Source organism: Acidobacteriota bacterium, from assembly GCA_040754075.1.
Classification (GTDB): Bacteria; Acidobacteriota; Blastocatellia; order UBA7656; family UBA7656; genus JBFMDH01.
This window is the reverse complement of record JBFMDH010000012.1, coordinates 152,466-175,827: the sequence shown is the minus strand read 5'-3', so window position 1 is coordinate 175,827 and position 23,362 is coordinate 152,466. Positions and strand designations below refer to the sequence as shown.

16 protein-coding genes and 1 tRNA gene are annotated in these 23,362 nt (G+C 48.9%); 11 read left to right on the top strand and 6 right to left on the bottom strand.

Annotated features, from left to right (window positions below; genetic code table 11):
* Positions 1 to 163 precede the first annotated feature (163 nt).
* The 9 genes from AB1757_15030 to AB1757_14990 all read left to right on the top strand — a co-directional run bounded on the left by AB1757_15030 (position 164) and on the right by AB1757_14990 (position 9,810).
* Positions 164 to 2,314: a matrixin family metalloprotease gene (locus AB1757_15030; GenBank protein MEW6128350.1), complete on the top strand. Its 2,151-nt coding sequence runs from the start codon at positions 164 to 166 to the stop codon at positions 2,312 to 2,314.
* An 83-nt stretch (positions 2,315 to 2,397) separates the two neighbouring features.
* Positions 2,398 to 2,470: transfer RNA gene (locus AB1757_15025), tRNA-Val, on the top strand.
* Positions 2,471 to 2,935: 465 nt separating this feature from the next.
* On the top strand, positions 2,936 to 4,627 hold the full coding sequence (glgP, locus tag AB1757_15020; protein MEW6128349.1) for an alpha-glucan family phosphorylase: 1,692 nt from the start codon (positions 2,936 to 2,938) through the stop codon (positions 4,625 to 4,627).
* Positions 4,628 to 4,799: 172 nt separating this feature from the next.
* A complete protein-coding gene (locus AB1757_15015; GenBank protein ID MEW6128348.1) occupies positions 4,800 to 5,819 on the top strand; it encodes a phosphatase PAP2 family protein in 1,020 nt (339 codons plus the stop codon).
* Between the two features lie 649 nt (positions 5,820 to 6,468).
* Entirely contained in the window at positions 6,469 to 7,098 is a 630-nt protein-coding gene (locus AB1757_15010; protein ID MEW6128347.1) for a hypothetical protein, read from the top strand.
* A gap of 11 nt (positions 7,099 to 7,109) precedes the next feature.
* A complete protein-coding gene (locus tag AB1757_15005; protein MEW6128346.1) occupies positions 7,110 to 7,430 on the top strand; it encodes a hypothetical protein in 321 nt (106 codons plus the stop codon).
* Positions 7,431 to 7,626: 196 nt separating this feature from the next.
* The gene (locus AB1757_15000) at positions 7,627 to 8,154 is read left to right on the top strand and encodes an Hsp20 family protein (GenBank protein MEW6128345.1); all 528 of its coding nucleotides are present in this window, start codon (positions 7,627 to 7,629) and stop codon (positions 8,152 to 8,154) included.
* A gap of 152 nt (positions 8,155 to 8,306) precedes the next feature.
* The gene (locus tag AB1757_14995; GenBank protein ID MEW6128344.1) at positions 8,307 to 8,615 is read left to right on the top strand and encodes an MTH1187 family thiamine-binding protein; all 309 of its coding nucleotides are present in this window, start codon (positions 8,307 to 8,309) and stop codon (positions 8,613 to 8,615) included.
* Positions 8,616 to 8,670: 55 nt separating this feature from the next.
* Positions 8,671 to 9,810, top strand: a complete 1,140-nt coding sequence (locus AB1757_14990; protein ID MEW6128343.1) for a hypothetical protein — start codon at positions 8,671 to 8,673, stop codon at positions 9,808 to 9,810.
* 14 nt (positions 9,811 to 9,824) lie between these two features.
* Here AB1757_14990 and polX read toward each other — a convergent pair whose 3' ends face one another.
* The 6 genes from polX to AB1757_14960 form a co-directional block, all read right to left on the bottom strand.
* Positions 9,825 to 11,561 carry a DNA polymerase/3'-5' exonuclease PolX gene (gene polX / locus AB1757_14985; protein MEW6128342.1) on the bottom strand — a complete coding sequence of 579 codons (1,737 nt, stop codon included), beginning with the start codon at positions 11,559 to 11,561 and terminating at the stop codon, positions 9,825 to 9,827.
* A 54-nt stretch (positions 11,562 to 11,615) separates the two neighbouring features.
* A complete protein-coding gene (locus tag AB1757_14980) occupies positions 11,616 to 14,135 on the bottom strand; it encodes an AMP-binding protein (protein MEW6128341.1) in 2,520 nt (839 codons plus the stop codon).
* A 194-nt stretch (positions 14,136 to 14,329) separates the two neighbouring features.
* Positions 14,330 to 14,992 carry a phosphoribosyltransferase gene (locus AB1757_14975; protein ID MEW6128340.1) on the bottom strand — a complete coding sequence of 221 codons (663 nt, stop codon included), beginning with the start codon at positions 14,990 to 14,992 and terminating at the stop codon, positions 14,330 to 14,332.
* A 62-nt stretch (positions 14,993 to 15,054) separates the two neighbouring features.
* Positions 15,055 to 15,987: a ribose-phosphate pyrophosphokinase gene (locus tag AB1757_14970; protein MEW6128339.1), complete on the bottom strand. Its 933-nt coding sequence runs from the start codon at positions 15,985 to 15,987 to the stop codon at positions 15,055 to 15,057.
* A gap of 190 nt (positions 15,988 to 16,177) precedes the next feature.
* On the bottom strand, positions 16,178 to 16,399 hold the full coding sequence (locus AB1757_14965; GenBank protein MEW6128338.1) for a DUF5668 domain-containing protein: 222 nt from the start codon (positions 16,397 to 16,399) through the stop codon (positions 16,178 to 16,180).
* A 434-nt stretch (positions 16,400 to 16,833) separates the two neighbouring features.
* On the bottom strand, positions 16,834 to 16,983 hold the full coding sequence (locus AB1757_14960; protein ID MEW6128337.1) for a hypothetical protein: 150 nt from the start codon (positions 16,981 to 16,983) through the stop codon (positions 16,834 to 16,836).
* A gap of 1,075 nt (positions 16,984 to 18,058) precedes the next feature.
* Between AB1757_14960 and AB1757_14955 the strand changes: the two genes are divergently transcribed.
* Positions 18,059 to 21,808, top strand: coding sequence for a PAS domain S-box protein (locus tag AB1757_14955; GenBank protein ID MEW6128336.1), 3,750 nt, complete (start codon positions 18,059 to 18,061; stop codon positions 21,806 to 21,808).
* A gap of 15 nt (positions 21,809 to 21,823) precedes the next feature.
* Complete coding sequence (locus tag AB1757_14950) at positions 21,824 to 23,200, top strand: sigma-54 dependent transcriptional regulator (GenBank protein ID MEW6128335.1); 1,377 nt, start codon at positions 21,824 to 21,826, stop codon at positions 23,198 to 23,200.
* The last annotated feature ends 162 nt before the right edge of the window (positions 23,201 to 23,362 follow it).

Below are 23,362 nucleotides of genomic sequence, written 5' to 3'. Positions count from 1 at the left end.
TTTTCTTGACGTGCGCCTGATGCTGTGATTGAATGCTCACGTCACTAAATGCTGAATCTAAATTGAATCCACAAAGGGTGCGACGAAGGCTCAAAAAGCAACAAATTCTATCGCACCCTTTGCGGTCTATCTTGCCCCGATAATTTCAATTTTGAGATGTATCATGAACCTAATTCGCAGGAGCTTAGCTCTCTCCTTATTCGCATTCATTATTTCGATTTTGTTCTCGACTTCGACTCACGCCACTACCGCGATTATCCCTACAGATAAAGATTTGATCGTCAGTTCGCGTTTTATTGTTACCGGCGAAGTGCGTTCGGTGGTTTGCGCGTGGGACGATACACATCAGGTTGCGTGGACCTATGTTGAAGTTGATTGTGACCGCTTGCTCAAAGGCAATCTTGAAAATCGCACCATCGTTTTAAAAGAACTCGGCGGTTACTTTCCCGATGGCGGGTATGAAGTGGTTGGCGCGCCATACTATCAAGCGGGCCAGCGTGTGCTTTTATATTTGAACACCTCCGCAGATGGGGCATTGCATACGGCGCATTCATTTGTCGGCAGTTTTTCGATTGAAACCGATATCGGATCAGGAGAAATCATCGCCAAGCGCAATTTGAATGATGAAGTTCGGTTGCTTGCGCCGGTTGATGAGTCAACGACGACCTCCATCGCTCCCTTACGTGAATACCTCGGAAAGATTCGTCAAACCCTGAATACCGAAATCGCATTAATCGCGCAGTATGATGCCATTCATCAAACTCAGCCGCTGACCATAAGACCTCTCGAGTATGAGCGCAAAAAGCGCGAAGGGATAAACTTTTCAACCGACTTCGTCGTCACCGGCACGCGCTGGTTTGAAGCCGATTCGGGACAATCGGTCAGCTATTATTTAAACCCTGACCGCAGCCCTGTAGCCGGTGGCGGAAGCGCCGAGGTGACTCGCGGGTTGACCGCCTGGTCTGCACAAAGCGGCGCACCTATTCAATTACAGCTAGCAGGCTCTACGACAAGTTGCGGAGCCGTCCGCGATGGCGCAAATGTGATTTCATTTGGAGATTGTTTAGGGCAATTAGACCCGGCGATTGGCTGTTCAGGAGTGGTGGCGCGAACCACGGTTTACTGGAGTCTGGAAACCACAGTCATTGGCGGCAGAAGTTACAACCGTTTACTCGAAGCCGACATCGTGTTCAACCGTGGGATGGATTGCTTTTTAAGCACACCCTCGACGCTTGCGGAAATCGCCTGCCATGAAATCGGTCATTCAATCGGACTGGGACATTCCGGTGATAGCAACGCGATTATGTGGGCTTTGGCGCGCGGCAGGCGCGACGCCACATTAGCTGCCGATGACATTACGGGTGTCCTTGCCATTTATCCTCAAGGGTCGTCAGGTGGCGGCGGCGGCGGCGGTGGCGGTGGTGGCTCCAACCCGAACGACGCGAGATTCGTTAATCAAACGGTAACTTCTGCCATGAATCCCGGTCAAAGTTATGCGGTTTCAATTACCATGCGAAACAGCGGGACTGCCATCTGGGATTCCAGTTATAAGCTGACTTCGCAATCATCAACCGACTGGGGCATTAGAAACGTTCGCCTACCAAATAATATTTCGCCAGGTAGCGATGCAACCTTCAATTTTAATGTCACTGCACCAAGCCAGCCGGGGCTTTATAACTTTCAATGGATAATGAACCAGGATAACGTTGGCGTATTTGGTGCAGCAACCACCAATCTGACGATTAATGTTGGCAGCGCAGGCAGTGGTGGCGGAGGTTCAGGCGGAGCCGTTACGATTATCAATCTCAGTCTGATTGATGGCTTTGTCGGAAGCCACTACAAACAATCGTTAAGCGCAAAAGGCGGACTGGCACCCTATCGTTGGCAATTCGTGAATGGCGACATACCGCCGGGTTTGAGTTTTTCGACCAATGGGGTACTTGAAGGAACGCCCACGAGTGCCGGAACCTACACGGTGATTATTCAGGTTTACGATTTTTCCGGTAAAATCGAAAACAGCGATACCAAGCGCTATACACTGAACATTTTTAATCCTGCCGGGTCAGGCGCGGATGCTCCACTGATTACCCGAATAAAAGTTAAAGGCATAAAGAAGTTATTTATCTTCGGAAAAAATTTCAGTGCCACTTCCTTAATCGTTCTAAATGGGGCAATCGTGACGCCACTTTCATTCGAGGTAGATGGCGAAACGGGGATTTTATTCTTTAAGGGTAAATTGAATTTAGGAAGCGAAGGAACCAATTGGGTTCAAGTCATCAATGGAGCCAATCGTTCATCCCTGTTTTTCTTCTAAAATTTTTTCATTGATGAGGTTTGAGGTAGCAAATGAATTGGCAAATCTGCATTTCATTTGCTACCCTATTGAATCTCAAACGCGGGCGTTTAGCTCAGTCGGTAGAGCACTGTCTTCACACGGCAGGGGTCACTGGTTCGAGTCCAGTAACGCCCATTAACCAATTCAATTATTTACAACCGCCTTAACTGGCGGTTTTGTTTTTGGTCACATATCAGTTTTTTATCCTTGCAGTCCGTTTTAGATTTAACTCTAGACGTTTCAACATCACCTTTATTAAACCGCACAATCTCTTTGATACCTCAATCAGAAAAGCAATCGTAGTACCACTCAAGAAATTTTTGAATCCTTGTGAAAAAGCCATAAGGAACACTTTGGCTGCGGAGTTTCGCACATATCCAGTGGGAAAGTTTGCGCGGATTGGCCGATAGTCGCTTTTACTCTTGCCAGTTAAAGACGGCTTTCCTGGCATCTTGATTGCTTATCCATCCAGGTTGCTGATTTCCTTAACCCTGGTTTCACAAACCGAGTGCCGTGTTGATTCTTCCGGATATTAATCATCTGGGGCACTGCGCATGGTGCTAAGGTTATTGAGACCGGGCAAGAACGGAGTGAAGAACCATGAATCATCAGGTGATTGCCTACTTTTCGATGGAGATTGGTATCAACGCGGAAATTCCGACCTATAGCGGTGGGCTGGGGGTGCTCGCGGGCGATACGATCCGCGCAGCCGCTGATTTGAAAGTCCCGCTCGTTGCGGTTACCCTTCTTCACCGCAAGGGCTATTTTCATCAGCGTATTACCCCGGATGGCTGGCAGACGGAAGAACCTGCGCACTGGGCTGTAGATGATTTTCTAGAGAAGTTGCCCGTAGAGGTTTGCGTCTCTATCGAATCCCGAACTGTACGACTCGGTTGTTGGCGCTATGAGGTAACAGGAATCAGCGGTTTCAAAATCCCTGTCTATTTTCTCGACACGGATTTGCCGCAAAATTCCGACTGGGACAGAGAATTGACGCATTATCTCTACGGTGGCGACCGCCGTTATCGCCTCTGTCAGGAAGTCATTTTAGGCATCGGTGGCATACGCCTGCTGCGCGCCCTTGGGCACCAAAATATCGAACGCTTTCACCTCAACGAAGGGCATTCCAGTTTACTTACTCTTGAACTGCTCGACGAACAGCGACAGCAAGCCCAGCATGAGACTTTCCTTTCGCAAGACATCGAAGCTGTCAGAGATAAATGTATTTTCACCACCCACACGCCGGTGCCTGCCGGGCACGATCAATTTCCCTTAGAACTTGCAGAGCAGGTCTTAGGACGCCGTGATATTTTTGCAATGAAAGAGGTGTTTTGTTGCGAAGGGCGATTGAATCTGACTTATCTCGCGCTCAATCTCAGCCGTCACATCAATGGCGTCGCGAAAAAACATATGGAGGTCTCACGGTCATTGTTTGCCCACTACGAAATTGACGCGATTACTAATGGTGTACACGCGGCGACCTGGACTGCCCAACCCTTTCAAACGCTTTTCGACCGTTACATTCCAGGCTGGCGACAAGATAATTTCAGTTTGCGCTCCGCCTTGCGTATCGCCAAAGAGGAAATCTGGGCGGCTCACCAGGAAGCCAAAAAGGCGTTGTTTCATTATGCCAATCATCTGACCAATGCGGGATTGGATATGGATGTGTTCACCCTCGGTTTTGCCAGACGCGCCACCGAATATAAACGATGGGAGTTGCTCTTTGCCGATGTCGAGCAGTTGAAGGCAATCGCAACCCAATTTGGCGGACTACAAATTATCTTTTCCGGCAAAGCTCACCCTCAAGACCAGGCTGGCAAACGGGCTATCAAACGAATTCTCGAATTGAAAGAAACTCTCAGAAAAGAGATGACCATTGTCTTTCTTGAAAATTATGATATGGAAGTCGCTAAGTTTCTGGTGGCAGGGGCGGATGTCTGGTTGAATACCCCGCTGCCGCCTTTTGAAGCATCCGGCACCAGCGGCATGAAGGCTGCCCTCAATGGCGTTCCCAGTCTGAGCGTTCTGGATGGTTGGTGGCTTGAAGGGCATATAGAAGGCGTAACCGGGTGGGCAATCGGGGAAAAAATTTTGAGCGGCAAAACCGCGCAAGACTCTTCAAACGATGCGCGTTCGTTATATGACAAGCTTGCAGGCGTAGTCTTGCCGCTTTTTTATCAAGACCGTCGGCGCTTCCTTGATATAATGGCGCACGCCATTGCTCTCAATGGTTCGTTCTTTAACGCCCATCGCATGATTGAACAATATGTCTTAAACGCCTATTTCCGTTGAATCATCTGTTGCTCAAATTTGCGGGGAGAGAAATTAACCGGAAGGCAGCAACATCCAGGGTTATCAGGCAAAGCTCAATCACCTGGGTTCACAGCAAAAAAGCCAACCGCGCATTCGCTGGTCGGGGATTTTCAAGCAGTTTTGCCGAAAACTTTTATCTGACCTCTAGAGTATGTTTGAAACCGAACCAATCAGGTTTTTGCAAAACCACGCTTCAGACTGGTTCACGTGGTTCATGCTCATCGTCACATCTGGTGGTTCTGCGTTTGTCCGTGACTTGTTCATCAGTGTCACCCTGTTCGGCATTAATTTTCGCAAGGGTATCGTGCTGGCAAACCTGTGCTGGTTAGCAGCCCTCTTTACTGACTTCTTCAAAAATTTATTTGCCATGCCGCGCCCTTATGAAGTAGATGCAACGGTTGTTAATCTGCAAGAGGATTGGTTGTTTAAACGTTTGTCGCGCGACGGCGCAGCAACCAGGCTTTGGCAATTTATCCAAAACCTTTCTCAATCTTCTGAACTCGCCATGCGGAGTTTTCCTTCAGGTCATGCGAGTACCGCAACCGCGTTGTGGGGCGGACTATATTCACTGTTTGGAAAACCCACCACGCGCTGGTTGGCAATTATCCTGATTCCGCTAATCGCGTTCTCAAGAGTTTATCTGGGAAAACATTTTATCGGTGACGTGATTGGCGGGGTTATGATTAGCGTTATTCTAATCTATGGCGCTCGCCTGGTTCTCAGGCGCGACACAATCTTTCGCTTATCTTTGAGTAAGCCGGATTCAATCAAACCCATCGGTCGGCAAACCTTTTTCCTGTTGATATACATTCTGGGTTTGCCTGTTGCCCTGTTTTTCTTGATTCCTGCTGTAAAAGCAGAAGCCATCGGTTCCCTGTTCGGTTTGAATGTCGCGTTCTTTATCGTATGGGTAAAAGGCTTGCCTGACGATAGCGCCTGCCTGTCGAAACGCCTGGCGCGAATCGCTTTGGGGTTACTCACCGGTTTTGGCGCGCATATCATCATCGGTTATCTTGGGAAAGCGTTTGATATGTCCTTTGAGTCTGCTTTCAAATTTGTGCAGGCGTCAGTATCAAGCGGTTTTTCAATTCTTGTGACCATAACCCTCAGTAAACGGTTGCGACTGTATGAACCCAAGAACCCTGGCGATCAGTTGAACCCGGCTTTGTAAGCCAACGATTGCCCAAGTATCGAAAGACCAGGCTTCCATCAAAGCCGATAATTTTATCCGAGGCAGTAGGAGCATCCGGGTTGCCGCAAACTCAGTTCCCTATCATCGACGCCATTCATATTCAACTTGTAATGATTATCTCCTTCATAAAGCCAGGGAATATTATTGGTCGATTTTCACTCCCTCTTCTTGGGTAATAAGAGCCAGAAAATTGTGAATTTCCACAAAAGCTTGAGGAAATTTGCATGAAATTTCTGTTAACCATCTCGCAACTGTTGTAAGAATTACTTTCCTTGCTCGGCACGCTTTTTGCTTCCCCGTACCAAAGACGCGAACAGCGAAGAGTTGATTTGAGGTTGGCAATTGCGAATTCCTCGCTGCAACCCGAACCCAGGCTAAACGCAGCAATCGACTAATTCCGGGAGGCAGTTATGAATTTATTATCTCTGCTGACGAACCACATACATTATTGGGGGGTTCCACACGAACGCTCAGTGGACAAACGATTGATCCAAACTTGCTACGACTGTGGCGCGGAGCGCGAGCTTAAAGTTGAACTCCGCCCTCCGCCTACCGCTGTAAATCCGCCGATAGTCGTACTCAGGATGGAGACACTCAAACACGCATAAGCAGATGAAGGAGGGAAACCATGAAGAACCATTTCAGAGCTGTGATTTTGAGCCTCGCGCTTGTGGGATTAACCATGCCTATGGTCAATGGAGCAGCACAGCGAGTGCCCGTGCCTAAGGGGACACGCTTCGTCGTCCGCCTGAATGAAACAATCAGCAGTAAACATAGCAGGGTTGGCGACCAGTTCACTGCAACGGTGGTATCCCCGCGAGTTTACCAAGGCGCGACCGTTTTCGGTCACCTTTCACACCTTGAAAAATCCGGACGGCTGAAAGGCAAGACGGAAATAGGATTAAGCTTTGATCGCATTCAACTGCGCGACGGGCGCAACGCCCGATTGAGAGCTGAACTACTTGAAGTCCGTCAGAGTGAATCCGTGAAAGTAATAGATGAAGAGGGCTATATACATTCGGGCAGTCGCGGCAAGCAAGCCATCAAGCGAACCAGCATTTGGGCTGCCATCAGTGGCGTAGTTGGCGGACTGATCGGTGGACGCAAAGGAGTTGTCGTCGGACTGATTATCGGTGCAGGTGCCAGCGCCGGTTCATTGATTATCGACGGCAGCAAAGAATTAAAACTGGAGCGCGGAACCGAGATGCTCATCCGCACCGTTAGAGGCGACACGACACGCGACGTGTTGCAACCGTAAAGAGGTATGCCATGCAGGAAAGAGTCATCAGTACGCAAGATGCTGAACAGATTATTCGCAACTGGCAGGAGGAACAGCCTGCCGTTGAAGTGCTGATTCGTTTCAGCCAGGGATTGACGCAAACCCATGCCGGTCAGGTCAGACTCGAACCGGAAGGGCAAGTGGTTATCGCACATATCCTGGACAAAAATCACTACCTGACGACGACGCTGGACATTTTCGGCTTCGAGAGAATCCGGTTGTCCGAAATGAGCAACGCCATCACTTTCGAGGAGCCATTTGCTTCGTCGGGAACTTTTCGCTCGGTCACCATTGCGCGGCGGCGTCTATAAAGCAGTTCGCTTTGGTTCTTTTGAATCAAGGCAAAAAAGTGCGGTAAACGGGCTTTTATTGGTGTGATGTATTTTTTTCAAAACTCAATAATTCGGCGATTTACGTGCCGAAACCTGCTCTTAATTTTCGTTGCGTCTCCATAGACCGGGGCGTGTTGGATAATAACCCAAAAACCGAAAGAAAGGATTAGTGCATATGTCAACTCAACTTGCACCCGAAGTACAGACGAGTGCTGTACCCGTAAAAATAAATACTGTAGGAATTGAAACCCTGTTTAACCGGGCAAAAGAAATTTATGAATCAATCGCCCGACGCGCCTACGAGTTGTTTAACATCCGTGGTCGTCAGGATGGCTTTGACTTGGAAGACTGGCTAAACGCCGAGCGCGAATTGTTGCGCCCCGTTTCTCTCGATCTTACAGAGAGTGATAACCGCTTGACCGTGCGCGCCGAGGTTCCCGGTTTTAGCGAGAAAGAGCTTAAAGTGAATCTGGAGCCGCGTCGTCTGGTCATCACCGGAAAAATTGAGGAATCTTCCGAAGAAAAGACCGGAGAAACCTTCACCACCTCGCGCCGTTCTAACGAAATTTTTCACACGCTCGATCTGCCCGTCCAGGTAGACCCAACAAAAGCGAGCGCAATACTCAAGAACGGCACCCTCGAACTGCGGATGCCAAAATCTGCTAAACCTGAAACGGCGCGCGTTGATGTGAAAGTGGGATAATCGGACTACTGCTGTCTGTGGGCAGCAATCAACCGTGGAGGAAGGGCGGATGCCAGCGACGGCTTTCACTTATTTGGAGGAGTAAGTGCGAGTAGCCAGGCTATCCCGCTCTCCCATTCCTCCCGGTTCAACAATTTTAAGGAGAAAATATTATGTTAGTCGAACTTAGTGTTTTTCCGCTTGGGCGAGACACTCACCTTAGCGGTGAACTCGGCAAAATCCTGAAGATTGTGGATGAGAGTGGGCTTCCCTATCTGCTCACCCCTTCGGGCACCTGTATCGAAGGAAACTGGGATGATGTCATGATGCTTATCAAACGCTGCCATGAAGAGGCACGCTCTTACTCCAGCCATGTGATGACATCCATTCGTGTTGAAGATGAAGAAGGTGCGTCAAACAAGCTTACGGAAAACATTACGTCAGTAGAGCGGGTGGCAGGTCGCCGGCTCAAACACAATTAAGCCACTAACAAGCTGACGATTCACTGAAGAATTTCGGTTTTAGTCAATATCTTCTATGAGCGTTGTCGCGCTCAAGGTTATGGTGTCGGTAAGGCATATGAAGGCGACATCACGCCGGAGGGTGAAGGGAATGACGAGCAACCACAGATTATCTGTTTTGTCTTTGGTACTGGTGATTTTCCTGTGCGCCATGCCCCTCAAAGGGCAGAAGAATACCCGTCAAACTCTTCCTTTCCTGCCCAAATATTTCGGATTCTCCGCAACCAATATCAAAGCTTTAGAGCAGGGCAAAATCGTCACCAAACTTCCGAATACCAGCGACAAAAGAGAGGTTGCGGCATTGGGTGCTATGCGCCTGAATGTAACCAAGGAATACTTTCTGGAAAGATTTATAGACATCGAGTCCTTTAAGAAAAACGCGATGCTGTTACAACTTCACAGGTTCAGCGACCCGCCGCGTTTGGAAGATATGCGTGAGCTTACCCTTGAAGCCGAGCATTTGGCTGCTCTACGGAAATGTATCGTTGGCGACTGCGGCGTGAAAATCCCGGCGCCTCTGATTGAGCGTTTCCGCAAAGAGATGAACTGGTCAGCGGCGAATTCCAAACAACAAGCGACAACCCTGATGAAGCAATTTCTACTTGATTATGTCCGCGCCTATTTGAGCGCGGGAAACAAAGCCCTCGTTGAATACAGTGATCAGCAATATCCGCAGCGACTAAACGATGAGGTTCGCTCACTGCTCGAGCAGTCGCCTTATCTGCTGGAGACCGCACCCGCATTCCATAAATACCTTGATGAATTCCCTCTCGGCAAACCACCTGTTGTGGAAAATATCCTCTATTGGTCTAAGGAGAAAATCAAAGGATACAAGGTCGTTTTGAGTATTACCCATGTGACGATCTATAAACCAACGGACGCATCACAAATCCTCATTGCTTCAAAGCAGATATACGCCAACCATTACTTTGAAGCATCGCTGGCGTTGACCTGGGTCGTCGATGCAGAAATTGAAGCGGGGAAAAAAGGCTCCTACTTAATCTATTTCAATCGTTCCAGAATGGATGCCTTGCGTGGCGGCTGGAACTGGCTCAAACGTTATATCGCCAATCGCAAAATACGCTATGAACTGGTAAAGAACCTGCAACTGGCAAAAGAAAAACTTGAAGGCGCATCCGTCAACGCTACCCCTTAGGCAAGGCAATTTCATCAGGGTGATTTAGTGTTGCGGCGAGTTTGCAGCCAGCGACGCAAGCGGCTCAATTCCCAGGTATTGACAACCGTTTTCGCCTCAACCCAGCCGCGCCGCGCTTGAAATACGCCTAAGCATATCTGTTCAAGTTGAGCGGCACTGTGAGCGTCAGAGTTAATCGCCAGCAGCACGCCCGCTTCCTGTGTCGCCCTTGCCATGATATCGGTCAGGTCGAGACGGAAGGGAGAAGCATTCACCTCCAGAGCTGTGCCAGTTTCGACTGCGGCTTGCAGAATGCGCTTGAAATCAAACTCCACAGGCTCGCGGCTGCCGAGTAGTCGTGTTGTGGGATGACCGATAATGTGAACATAGGGATTGGCAATTGCATCCAGCAATCGTCCGGTCAGGCGCTCCCGGCTCTGTCGAAAGGCGCTGTGTATGGATGCCGTGACCACATCAAAGCGAGAAAGAATTTCGTCACTGTAATCAAGTTTGCCATCGGCGAGAATATCCACTTCAGCGCCAAGCAGAATGTGTGGCTTGCGCCGCCCTCTCTTCTTGCGCACCGTTTCAACCTCTTGAATCTTTTTTTCCAGGCGCTTCAAATCAAGCCCGTGGGCAATGCGCGCCGAAGGTGAATGGTCTGTCAGTGCCAGGTATTCAAACCCCAGTTCTGATGCGCGGTCAACCATTTCTTCAATCGTTGAGCGACCATCGGAATAATTGGTATGCGCATGCAGGTCGCCGCGTAAATCACTCAACTCAATCAGTGTTGGAAGTCGCTTGACCAGCGCCGCTTCAATCTCGCCTCTATCTTCGCGCAACTCCGGCGGCATCATCCCCAGGTCGAGTATGCGATAAACATCTGCCTCATCTTTTCCTCCGAGTTTTTGCTTTTGGCGGTAGATGCCGTACTCGTTAATTTTCAACCCTCGTTCTTGAGCGATCAGACGCAGGTGAATGTTGTGCGCTTTCGAGCCGGTGAAATATTGCAGCGCCGCACCATAAGACGCTTTTGCCACCGCGCGAATATCAACTTGAATGCCGCCTTCAATGATCACTGTCGCTTTGGTGGGACCAAGCGCAATCACCTGTTTGATGACAGGCAGTTGGGTAAACGCAAGGAGCGCTTTCGAGCTATCGCCGGAGAGAACCAGCAAATCTATATCACCAATGGTTTCGCAACGACGGCGCAGCGAACCGGCTAAGTCAGCCCGCTCAACCAGCTTGATTTTGCGCACCTCGGCTAGCAGTTCTTCGGCGAGAGGAAGCGCGATGCCAAGGGGCATTCGCGCTTTGGCAGCGAGCCACAGCCGGATACCACGCTTAAGATTTTCAACTTTCTTTTCACCAAAGCCCGTGAGTTGCAGCAACGCCTGGGTATCAAGAACGCGCTTCAAATCTTCCAAATTGTTGATGCGAAATTTTTGATGAAGCAGCGCCAGAGTTTTTGGTCCAAGCCCCGGAATGTCCATCAACTCAAGCAACTCATCGGGCACATTGCGGCGCTCTTTTTCATAGCGGCGGATGTGGCGTGTGGAGATATATTCCTCAATCATTGCCGCGAGGTCTTCCCCGATGCCCGGAATGTCATCCAACTTCCCTTCCCGCGCAATCGAAGTAATGTCTTCTTTCAAATCGCGCAACGAGCGCGCGGCACGCTCGTAAGCAATTATGCGGAAGCGATCCGCGCCTTTAAGGGCAAGCACTCGCGCCATCCTGGCGAATAAATCGGCTATCTCTTCATTCATCATGACCGCTACGGTTTCCTTTGAAAACCGATTGAAGATTTTTTCATCGGCAGTGGATTAAAGCTTCGCCAAACGCTGCTGCAAATCTTCAGTGATTTCGTCGGGAGACTTCCCTGCTTCGTAGCGAACCGGCTCTCCTATAGTCAGAGTAATCTCACCGGGCAAGGCGAAATAGCGGTTGCGCTTTTTCAATTCAAAGAGACCACTAATCTTTATGGGAATAATTTGAGCATTCAGTTTTGAAGCTAATAATCCAATGCCCTTCATAAAGGGATTCAAGCGACCATCCTGAGTGCGCTGGCCTTCGGGAAATACCAGCAGGTTGTAGCCCGCATCCATCAGGCGACCGGCAACCGTAAAACTTCTGCGAAAGCCGCTTTCCTGGGGGAGCGAAAAAGCATTGAAAAAACAGAGCACCAGAGCATAGGGCAGGCGCAAGAATAGGCGTTTGAGCCAGTGGGTTCCTTCGGGAGGATAACGCCAATTGCGCAGCATCTCGCCAATCATGGCAATTGCCAGGTGTCTTTTAAAACGTCCCGGCAAGGCGGAAATGACCAGCACGGGATCAATCATAGTGATGTGATTGGCAATAAAGAGCACGGGCACTTGTTCTTCACGCACCTGCGCCTTGCCGCGTACACGCAGCCAGGCAAACAACCGCGTCAGCGGCAAGATTACCGCATAAAGAAAGCCTATCCGCAGCCAGCGGATGATAAGATAGCGCGGCCACTCCGGGTAAGGATACGGGCGCGAGGATTCGGCGGTGCGTTCACTGACCAGTTTCTCGACATCCCCCAATGTGGTGGCTGCGGTAAAGGATGCTTCGTCGAGTTCCACTTGATAACGATCTTCAAGCGCGCTCAACAACTCCACCCGACCGAGTGAATCAAGTTTCAAGTCTGTCGTGAGGTTTGCCGATGCGTCCAATCGAGCAGGAACCTCGCCGCTCACGCGGGCGACGGTTTCAACAAGCGGCGTCAGTTGAACCGTAGGCAGCGCAGGTGCCAGCGCTTGCAAATTTTCGAGAACCTCCCGCTTGCGCACCTTGTGGAGCGCGGTTCGCGGAAAATCCATCCCTTGCCAAACCTGCCAGCGACGAATTTGTTGATAGTCGCTCAATTGTTCATTGGCACGTTTGATCACCGCCTCCGGCTCGCTTCCAGAGTCGCGCATCAGCAGTACGGCAAGCGGTTCGGGACCCAGCGGTCCTTCAATACCAATGACCACGCTGTCGCGCACTCCCGGTTGCGTATTGAGGGCGGCTTCGAGGTCTTCGGGATAAATTTTCAATCCGGCAGCCGTGGCAATAACATCTTTCTTGCGTCCTTTGAAATAGAGGTTCCCCGATGCGTCTACCTCGCCAAGATCGCCCGTGCGAAACCACCCTTCATTATCAGTCAACGAACTTACCCCTTGACGCCAATAGCCGGGGGAGATGTTGTTGCCGCGCACAAGAATTTCGCCGCTGTCATCGAGTTTGATTTCTACGCCCGGCAGTTTCGTGCCGATTGATCCGAGAGTGGTTTGAAAGGGGTCGTTATAGCTGATGAGCGATGCGGTCTCGGTCATTCCATAACCTTGAACCAACAGATAACCCAGCCCGCGCCAGAAACGCTCGGTCTGTTTGTCTAACGTCGCGCCGCCGGAAACGATTGCCCAGAACCGCCAGCCGAAAAGCGCGCGTACTTTGCGAAACGCCCACCATCGTCTGAGAAAGTGTCGGGTTTCGGCTGTTGATAAAAGTTTTCTGTATTTGTCAGTTTTACCCTGCGTTTCCCACTCGCGCTCAATTTTACCGCGCAGGGTTTCCAGCAGGCGCGGAATCGTGATGAGGGCGGATATTTTTTCGTGCTTGATGGTCTCGATAATTTCTGAAGGGTTCAATGACTCCAGAAAGTGGACTTCTGCCTGAAGAATCTGTGGCACAAATAGTCCCATCAATTGACCGAAAATATGGCTGAGGGGAAGCAGATTCAGAAAACGTAAAGGTTGAACCCACCGCACCCACCGCCGATGCTCGTCAGCCCATTGCTCCAAAGGCATCAGGCTGGCAAGCAGGTTGCGGTGCGTGAGACACACCCCTTTCGGTTCACCTGTGGTGCCCGATGTGTATATGATTTCGACGATCTCATCGGCATTAACAACCCTTGTGGGATAGGGCGAGGGGTGATGCAGTGCAACCATTGCCGCTAGTGCGTTCACTTTTATGGCGGGAATATTCACATCAAAAATATTTCCCCGATTGCCGCTGTAAAGCATCAACTTAGGCTGAGTCTGCTGGGCTACGCGGGCGACAAAATCCGGGGCGCTCAATTTATCAAGCGGCACAACGACAACCCCGCGCAGCAGACAACCGAAAAAGGCAGCCACCAGTTCGGGACGATTCTCCGCCCAGAAAAGCACATGGTCTCCTTTACCAATGCTTCGCGCTTCCAATTCTCTGGCAAATTGATAAGCGGTTGTCGCGATGCGCTGCCCTGACCATCGCACCATCCGTAAATCCGGGCGATACGCGAAGGCGGTTTTCTCTCCCATCGCCTCGTAACCACTAAGGAAAGTTAAAAGATTTTCACGCATGATGAATCACCGCCTAATTTTCAATTCACGTCGCTGGCGAGTGAGCAACGGTCTTTTCGGTGTGCCTGTCTACCGCAACACGTGGCGCTTGTCCGGTTTCAATAAAGGACTTCATGCGCCTGAGAGATTCATTCATCTCCGCCTTCAAAACGATCCCGAATAACCTTGCCCCCAAATGACCGATTGCCCGTGTTTCAGGTTGAAGTTGCCTTTTGCGCAATTGCCTTATCAAGCAGAAGACGGACTTCTTCATCGGTTGTCTGCGCGAAGTTTTCATACCACAGACTAATGGCATAAAAGATTTCAGGCGTCAGCAGGCAAATAACTTCATCCGCTCCTGCCTGTAAAGCTTCGTAAGCAGATCGCGGAGCAACGGCAGCGGCGACGACAATCCGAGCGGGTTGCAATTTTTTGAGCGCCGCCAGGGCTGCCAAAATCGTGGTGCCGGTGGCAATTCCATTATCCACTAAAATCACTGTGCGCCCGCTAACATCCGGCGCAGGACGACCGCTTCGATAGAGTTGTTCTCTACGCGCCAATTCCTTTTGCTCTTCAGCCTCGACCGCCGCAATCTCCTGGTTAGAAACGCCGCTAGCTTTGACCACTTCTTCGTTAAGTACACGAACGCCGCCGCTGGCGATGGCTCCCATTGCCAACTCTTCCTGACCGGGCAATCCGAGCTTACGCACGACAAAAACATCCAATGGGGCATTCAGTTTCCTGGCGATTTCATAAGCCACCGGCACACCGCCACGCGGAAGCGCAAGCACGACCACATCCTGGCGATTGGCATAAGCCATTAATTTTTCAGCAAGCAGACGACCGGCTTCCGTGCGATCTTTTAATTTTTTGTTCATCAGTCCTCCTTGCCACTCAAAGGTTATCCTTGCAGGATTGGCTCACTGAGATAGCTTCCCGCCTAGTGCAAATCATAGATTAAGGCGTCGGTGGTAAACCGCCGTATTGCTGATGCCAGCACGGGCGCAACAGATACGACTTTCAGTTGTTGCCACCTGGGTTGGGTGACCTGAATGGTGTCGGTCACCAGCACTTCACGCACTGCTTCAGGGCTGAGTTTCTCGCGGCAACCTTCAACGAAAACGCCATGCGTGGCGGCTATGGTTATATCCGGGCGCGCACCGGCTTCAAGCAATGCCTCGATGCTTTCAGCAATCGTGCCGCCGGTAGAAATCATGTCATCAATAATCACACAAGGGCGATCACGCACATCACCCACAAGGTGTGTCACTTTAGTTTCGCTGCCGCTTTCGCGCTGCTTGTGCAAAACGGCGACCGGCAAATCCAGTTCCCGGGCGTAGGCAGTCGCCATCTTGACGCGACCGGCATCGGGCGAGACGATGACCGCTACCTTCTGCAACCGACTACCAAGCGCGCCTGCCAGTATTGGCACTGCGGTCAGGCGATCAACCGGGATGCGAAAGAATCCTTCGACCTGCGGCGTGTGCAGGTCGAAGGTAATGACCTGATTGATGCCGACTGCCTGTAACAAATCGGCTACCATGCTCGCCGTAATCGGTTCACGACGACCACTGCGCTTGTCCTGACGCGCATAACCGAAATATGGGATGACGGCTATAATCCTTGCTGCCGCGGCGCGGCGACAGGCATCAGCAAAAGCGAGCAGTTCCATCAAACGCTCATTCACCGGTGGCGAGGTTGATTGAATGATAAAGACATCACAGCCGCGTACCGGTTCATTAAGCCTGACCCAGGTTTCACCATCGGGAAACTTCTCAATGGTGCAAGAGCTAAGATGTACGCCTAATGTGCGCGCGACTGAAGAACCTAAGCCGGGAACGGAAGTCCCGGAAAAAATTTTGAAGGAATACATAGACGCCTCCCTTGTTTTCCAACTCATCATCACCGGCAATCGTCACCGACCATAAAGTAGTTGGTACACTCAAACGGCATAGAGGTTCGGCGAAAAAGGTTCGCAGGATTGATTCAAGCAATGCTTACGCGCCGTTCAATAGTTGTTTTGTCAGCGTCGAGCCGACCTCTACAAACCAGCATAATCGGGATTAATCTCGATTTGCGAAAACCGCAAAGATTTTGGCGGCACCCCAGGCAATGAGCACAATGGGTAAAAACCACTTGATGTCCGAAGGAAACCATCCCACTCTTTCTGCCAGCAAGGCAGTCCCGGTCAACAGCAGAAATATGCCCCAGCCAAAACCTTCACTCTTGCCAGCCAGAGATTGCCTGCCGTCTTGTTGATGCTCACGATTCTCTATGTTTTGCATAAGTCCCCCTTTGTAATTGGTCTTTCAGGTTAAACTGCCATCTGTGGTGCTGCTCTACTTGGATTGGGGCTTTCCCCTGCTGTTTACTTTTCAAACAACTCCATTGAAGCGAATGCAGCACACTTGGCTACAAGCGTTTGCAGGTATAGAAAATAATTAGCAAGGTCTGTGCCGGGCTTTTTCGCAGGCGGGTTGATGATATATCTCAGGCTGTCAGTACATAACTTCAAACCAGCAATTTACGTTGGGCACTTTCACCCAAATAGTTGTGTGAGATTACACATCATCACAGGTTGCAAAGTAAGTCAGATAAAAAACTGTAGGGTTACAATTGATATGCCTTTTGCACTTTGAAAGTGGATTGTAAAAGTCTATAAATTTGCGCCTTACATCAGGCGCGCAAACGAGGCAAAAATGGCAATGAATCCGGCGATTCAACTCAACAACGCTGATGCCGTCGCTATACGGTAATTCAGCGTTTGTCGCGCCCGCGCAACTCGCGCGAAAAGTTGAGCAAGGGTTTCAATCATCTCGTCTTCAGCACGGCGTCTCGGATAACCACTTTCAAAAAACTCTTCGGGCATTATCGGTCAACGCCGCCCTGGCTACCCCTCCCCACCACATATTCAATGGCTATTATTCAAGCACTGCCAGAATCACGAAAACCAAAAAAACAAGCGCATATCGATGCCAATGATAAATGACGACTTCGCTAATTCCAGCTCGGTGAAGGTCTCCAATTTTGTTTACGAAATTCCCCATAGCTGTGAGAAATAACGCCAGGTACGCAAAAACGCTTTGCGCCTCTTTGGCTGACCCGTTACTTTGAAAGCAGGGATTAAATAATCAGTTTTTGCATTGAGTAATGAGACAATTTCAATTACTCTTTCGGTGTAGTTTCCCTTCTTACTTCCTTTAATAAACCGATTTTTAAAGTATTTGTGGATAGATGTTCGTCTTGATGACGACGGTATTTAAATATTTTCTTAAATTTAAAGGGGAGGGGGTTCACCATGCGCTGCCTGCCACCCATCGCTTATATTTTGCAGTTGAAGATTGAAGGGATTTTGCAGGAATCAAGCAGGCTTTAATTTTCGGTGCATTGCGAGTGCTTCTCAGTGGTTTGCAGGGCGAGTGCAATGAGAGGATTTGAAAATTTGTTTTAGAAAAAATGATCACCATAGTTTTTAGCCAAAAACGCAACGACCACTCAATAACTTTGGTCAATGATATTTTTTGAAAATTTAGATTGAATAAGTGGGAAATATAATGTCGACTCGAACAAGCATCATTCTAAATTTGATATTACTGGGAAGTTTAGCAGTATTGATGGTCGTCTTCATGCGCTCTTTTCTTCGCCGCCATCATAAAAATCATCCTCAAATATGGTCGAAGCGTTGCAAAGCGATGGGGCGTAGGCAAATTGACGCGCCTGAATTGGCAACCGGTCGGATAACCGCTAACAAGTTCTTCTGGTGGGGGAACCTGATTACCGTTCCTATCATATTGGCATTCACCCTAAGTGATGCCTATGCTGCCAATTCTTCTCCTCGACCTGATTTCTTGCGAATCGATTTAACTTCTCTTTTCATTTGCGCAGCCTGCTTAGCCTGTGTGACCGGCATTGTACGAACAATCAAAAAGCAGTCAGAACGCAAGGTGAAGGGGACATCATTAATTTTATTTGCGCGCGCTCAACCTGTTTTAGGAGGTTACATCCTATTCATCCTCTTTACACAGTTAGTCGAAAACACTGATTTGATTTATGGCGGAATTATTGGGCTGCTATTTCCCGCAGGGGTGGCGCTGGGTATGGGAATATGGTTGCAGGATGAAGAACAGGAGAAAGCGATAGCGGTTGCGGATGAGGGTCAAGAAGAGAGTTTGCTTCGACCAGATGCGGTTCAATCTTCATTCGGCATTTTTCAAACCGATGCCCAGGGGAATTATCTCGGCGTTAATGCGAAATGGTGTCAAATAACCGGGATGTCCATGCGCCGGGCGTTAGGAATGGGATGGGCAGACGGCATTCACCCTGAAGATCAACCCCGAGTGCTTAAAGCCTGGCAACAGGCGATTGAAAAAGCCGAAGACTATGTTGACGAATACCGCTTTATAACATCGCCAGGGCAGGCGATGCGTCTTACGGTCATGGCGCGCGCGGTCAGCGATGAAGGTGGCGAAATAATTTCTTATATCGGCACGGTGATGGATTCACCCAAGTCGAAAAAAACCAAACAACCCTTGAAAGAATTAAAGAAATCCTTTTCAAAAGTTATCAATGTCCTTACTCAACCTATCAGCATCGGAGTTGATGGCAGGTTCCTGGTGGTCAATGACTCGCTAGCTGAATTAACGGGGTTTTCCAGAGAAGAGTTGATCGGGCATACGGCGGTAGAACTCGGCATGGTTACAAACCTCGATGAATTATCCAAGCTCTACGAAATCCTTAAAGAGCATAAAACAGTAAAAAACTTCGAGATGCAGGTAAGGAGAAAAGACGGAAATATACGAACCTATCTGGTTTCGGGAGAAATTTTAGAATTCGAGGGGGAACGATTCAATCTCTTCATTGGCAATGATATTACGGATCGTATAAAAGTGGAGGATGAATTAAAGCAATCGCAGATGGCTGTTAAATCCTTGATCAATGATATTGACGGAATCATTTGGGAAGCAAAATTAACCTCCCTGCCGACCTGCCCTGACCCGGCAGGAAAAATTCATTCGCCGAACCTTTCGATTACTTTTGTCAGCAAACAAGCCGAGCGGTTGTTGGGTTACCCGATTGAACAATGGCTCTCGGAAGCGGATTTCTGGTTCAATCATATCCACCCGGCTGATCAGGCTTGGATGGTAAACTATTACACGCTTTCCATCGACGAATTTAAGAAACTGCCAAATTTGAATCTTGAATATCGCATGGTTGCTGCCGACGGGCATATCGTATGGTTCAGGGATAAGCTCAATCTTTTTGTTGCCGATGATCAATCCATCCTGCTGCGCGGAATGATGATTGATATTAGCCAACAAAAAGCGATGGAAAGGAATTTACGCGCTTCGCAAAAGCGTTTTGCCAAGGCTTTTTATTCCAGCCCCTATTGGCACAGCATCATCAGCCTCAAAGATTATCAATATCTCGACATTAATAACAAAGCGCTGCAATCGACCGGGTATACGCGAGAAGAACTTATCGGCAAAAACCCCGATCAATTGAATCTCTGGGTGTACGAAGACGTATGCAATGAACTTGCACAACTGGTCGAAGAGCGAAAGCCAATCAACAACATTGAAATCGGTTTTCGGAGAAAAACCGGTGAAATTCGCGAAGGATTACTATCAGCCGAATACCTGGAATTAGATGGTGAAGATTGTCTGCTGACGACGATTCTGGATGTCACTGAACGCAACCTTAATGAAAGTCTGTTGGAAGCAATTAATGATATTCAATCGCAATTTATCGACAAGGATGAACCCAATAAGGTGTTTGGAAGAATCCTCGAATATTTCTTATCGCTGACCAAAAGCGAATATGGCTTCATTGGCGAAATCCTTCACACCCACGAAGGAACTCCCTATCTCAGAACCCATGCCATCACCAATATTGCCTGGAATGAAGAAACCCGCTCGCTTTATGAAAGTAACGCGCCTAATCTGGAGTTTTATAATCTCCAAACCATTTTGGGTGAAACCATTACTACCGATAAGCCGGTGATTGCCAATGATCCGCGAACCGGCAGATTGCCGGCGGGTCACCCGCCCATCAATAAATATCTCGGACTGCCAATTCATTTCAACAAAGAGTTGGTCGGAATGGTCGGGCTTGCCAATCGCCCTGCCGGATACCATCAGGAAATCATCAGATTTCTGCAACCGCTCATAGCGGTTTGCGGCAGTCTCATCGTTTCCTATAAAACTGAGAAAGAACGCGAGCACATGGAGCTAGACCTGCGCGCCTCTGAAGAGCGATTTTCAAAGGCATTCAATGAAAATCTGACGGCAATGAGTATCCATGATGCCAAAAACGGACAGTTCATTGACGTCAACGAAGCCGCCCTGCTCTTGCTGGGGTACGCACGTGAAGAGATGCTTAATCGTGACCCCTGGGAACTAAAAATTTGGGCGAACTCTGAAGAAGCTGAATGTGTGAAAGAAATTATCCGGTCGACCGGCAGCATCAAAGGGATGGAAATCGATGTAAAATCAAAATCAGGAAAACAGAAAACCCTCCTGGTTTCACTGCAAACCATTCTGATCAATGACCGAAAATGTTTGCTCACCACCAGCAGGGATATTACCGACCGTAATGAGCGGGAGAAAATTCAGAACCAGATGAAGGATGCCCTCAGAAAATCCGCCTGGGAGTGGACAACAACCTTTGATGCTATCGAATTCCCCATCGTCCTCACCGATAGATTTGGTCGAATCAAGAGGGCAAACCAGGCGACTCTCGAAGCCTCTAAAATAACCGAATTTAAAAACCTGGTTGGCGCGACAATCAATGACCTCGCAACCTTTGAACCCTGGAAAACTGCCAGTAAGTTATTAAAAGTTGCTATCGAATCCGGCGAGGCGATCTCCTGGCAGGCTATCGAAAAATCGCAAGGGCAGGTTTGGGATTTAACTGCCAACCCGCTATTGGGTCATCGACCGGAAGAAAACCTGATCATTATTACCATCCGCGAAATTACTCCCATCATTCAATTGCAGGAATCGTTACGGCGCAATGAGAGAATGGCGGCGATGGGGCAACTGATTGCCGGAGTGGCACACGAAGTTCGTAACCCCCTCTTTGGTATCGCCGCAGCCGTTGAAACTTTCGAGCAAGTCTTAAATGCGAAGACTGAATATCAGATCTACTTCGATATCATTTCAAGAAACGTAAAGCGGTTGAGTTCCCTGATGGAAGAACTGATTGATTATGGTCAGCCGAATAAATCTCCGCAAGCTTACGGAAAAATCGAAGAGGTCATCGCCCAGGCAATCAACTGGTGTCGACAACTGCAAAACGAACGTGATGTTTTGATTGAATATGATTTTAAAATCGAGTCGCCACCGATATTGATGGATCAAAATAGACTGACGCAGGTATTTCAAAATGTCCTGCAAAATGCCCTTCAACATTCTCCCGCGAAAAGTTTAATAAACATAGAAGTGAACCGCATCGATTTAGAGGGACAATCCTGGATAGAGTGCAACATCATCGATCAGGGTTGTGGATTTAATCCCAATGATCTGCCCAGAGTGTTTGAACCTTTCTTTACACGTCGTAAAGGAGGAATTGGACTTGGGCTTTCCCTGGTGCAAAAAATCATCGAAGATTACGGTGGAAAAATACAGGTCAGGAACCGTTTGGATGGACAGCCGGGGGCTGAGGTCTCCATCAGCTTACCCTGCTTGAAGCGATAAGCGGAAGTATTCGATATGATAAAAGGAACGATACTGGTCGTAGATGATGAATCTTACCTGCGACAAATAATTTGTGAGTATTTAAAAGAAGCAGGATATAAAACTGCTGAGGCTGGCAACTGCCAGGATGCGATTAATATGTATCAGGTGATTCAACCTGATGTTGTAGTTTGTGATTATTCTTTGCCGGATGGTACGGCGTTAACGTTACTGCCGCAATTGCGAGCCATTGATAAAAATATTTCGATGATCGTATTAACCGGTCACGGCTCAATTAATCTTGCGGTACAGGCGATCAAAGAAGGCGCCGAGCACTTTCTCACCAAGCCTATCGAATTGGCAACCCTTTGTATTGTGATTGAGCGGATTTTGGAGAACCTGCGAAACCGCCGAAAACAAATTATCAGTGAAGTTCAAAAAGATCGCCTGGATAAAAATCCATTTCTTGGGGTTAGCCCCGCCATGCAACTGCTGGCAGAACAGGTCAGGATGATTATCAATGTCGATACTCCGATTCTCATTGAAGGAGAGACCGGCACGGGAAAGACGAGATTAGCCCGCTGGATTCATGACCATGGGCACCGAGCCAAAGAGCCGTTTGTTGATTTAAATTGTGCCGGGTTATCCCCGGATTTGCTGGAGTCTGAGTTGTTCGGTCATGAAAAAGGAGCCTTTACGGGAGCCATCACCGGGAAGCCCGGTCTGTTTGAAACCGCCAATCACGGAACGGTTTTTCTGGATGAAATTGGCGATATCGATTTAAGAGTTCAACCAAAATTGCTCAAAGCAATCGAGGAACAACGGTTTCGTCGCCTTGGCGGGGTGCGCGATCTTCAAGTCAATATTCGCCTGATTGCCGCCACCCATGAAAACCTCTATCAACTGGTGGAAAGTGGGAAATTTCGGAGCGACCTGTATTTTCGGATTAATACGCTGACCTTGCGAATCCCGCCGCTTCGCAAAAGACCAGATGACATTCCGATTATTGCCCGACACCTGCTTAGGGATCGTTCAACCATGTTGGGACGCGGTGAGATGAGTTTGTCTAGAGATGCGATTGAGTCCATTAAGACTTATCCGTGGCCCGGCAATATTCGGGAGATGCGCAACATTCTCGAACGCGCCGTCTTGCTCAGTACCGGCAAGATGCTAACCAAAGCCGACCTGCGACTCGACACAACCGCTTTGCCCGCTGGCGCACCTGTCTTTCAAGGAAGAACCATTGAGGATGTTGAACGCTCTCATATTGAGGAAACCCTCAAACTCGAAGGCGGCAACGTGGATCGCGCGGCGGTGGTTTTGGGATTATCGAGAAGCGGCTTATATAAGAAGATAAAAAAGCACGGCATTATCATGTCTCGAAATGTAGACATCCGTCTCCAATCAACCTGATTGCTCTACATCCCGTTTATCTGCCTTGAAGTTAAATCAAACCCTCAGAGACTTTAGCCATTCGCCTCGGCAGCTATTTAATGGCACCGCTTTTGCTATTTATTTTCACAGGGGAAATTCAGGGGTTTTCCGCTTAGAGCTTGGCACATAATAAAACATCAG

Excerpts from the sequence above, each read along its gene's own strand:
- AB1757_15030 (MEW6128350.1), top strand. The coding sequence starts at position 164 with ATGAACCTAATTCGCAGGAGCTTAGCTCTCTCCTTATTCGCATTCATT.
- glgP (MEW6128349.1), top strand. The coding sequence starts at position 2,936 with ATGAATCATCAGGTGATTGCCTACTTTTCGATGGAGATTGGTATCAAC.
- AB1757_15015 (MEW6128348.1), top strand. The coding sequence starts at position 4,800 with ATGTTTGAAACCGAACCAATCAGGTTTTTGCAAAACCACGCTTCAGAC.
- AB1757_15010 (MEW6128347.1), top strand. The coding sequence starts at position 6,469 with ATGAAGAACCATTTCAGAGCTGTGATTTTGAGCCTCGCGCTTGTGGGA.
- AB1757_15005 (MEW6128346.1), top strand. The coding sequence starts at position 7,110 with ATGCAGGAAAGAGTCATCAGTACGCAAGATGCTGAACAGATTATTCGC.
- AB1757_15000 (MEW6128345.1), top strand. The coding sequence starts at position 7,627 with ATGTCAACTCAACTTGCACCCGAAGTACAGACGAGTGCTGTACCCGTA.
- AB1757_14995 (MEW6128344.1), top strand. The coding sequence starts at position 8,307 with ATGTTAGTCGAACTTAGTGTTTTTCCGCTTGGGCGAGACACTCACCTT.
- AB1757_14990 (MEW6128343.1), top strand. The coding sequence starts at position 8,671 with ATGAGCGTTGTCGCGCTCAAGGTTATGGTGTCGGTAAGGCATATGAAG.
- polX (MEW6128342.1), bottom strand. The coding sequence starts at position 11,561 with ATGATGAATGAAGAGATAGCCGATTTATTCGCCAGGATGGCGCGAGTG.
- AB1757_14980 (MEW6128341.1), bottom strand. The coding sequence starts at position 14,135 with ATGCGTGAAAATCTTTTAACTTTCCTTAGTGGTTACGAGGCGATGGGA.
- AB1757_14975 (MEW6128340.1), bottom strand. The coding sequence starts at position 14,992 with ATGAACAAAAAATTAAAAGATCGCACGGAAGCCGGTCGTCTGCTTGCT.
- AB1757_14970 (MEW6128339.1), bottom strand. The coding sequence starts at position 15,987 with ATGTATTCCTTCAAAATTTTTTCCGGGACTTCCGTTCCCGGCTTAGGT.
- AB1757_14965 (MEW6128338.1), bottom strand. The coding sequence starts at position 16,399 with ATGCAAAACATAGAGAATCGTGAGCATCAACAAGACGGCAGGCAATCT.
- AB1757_14960 (MEW6128337.1), bottom strand. The coding sequence starts at position 16,983 with ATGCCCGAAGAGTTTTTTGAAAGTGGTTATCCGAGACGCCGTGCTGAA.
- AB1757_14950 (MEW6128335.1), top strand. The coding sequence starts at position 21,824 with ATGATAAAAGGAACGATACTGGTCGTAGATGATGAATCTTACCTGCGA.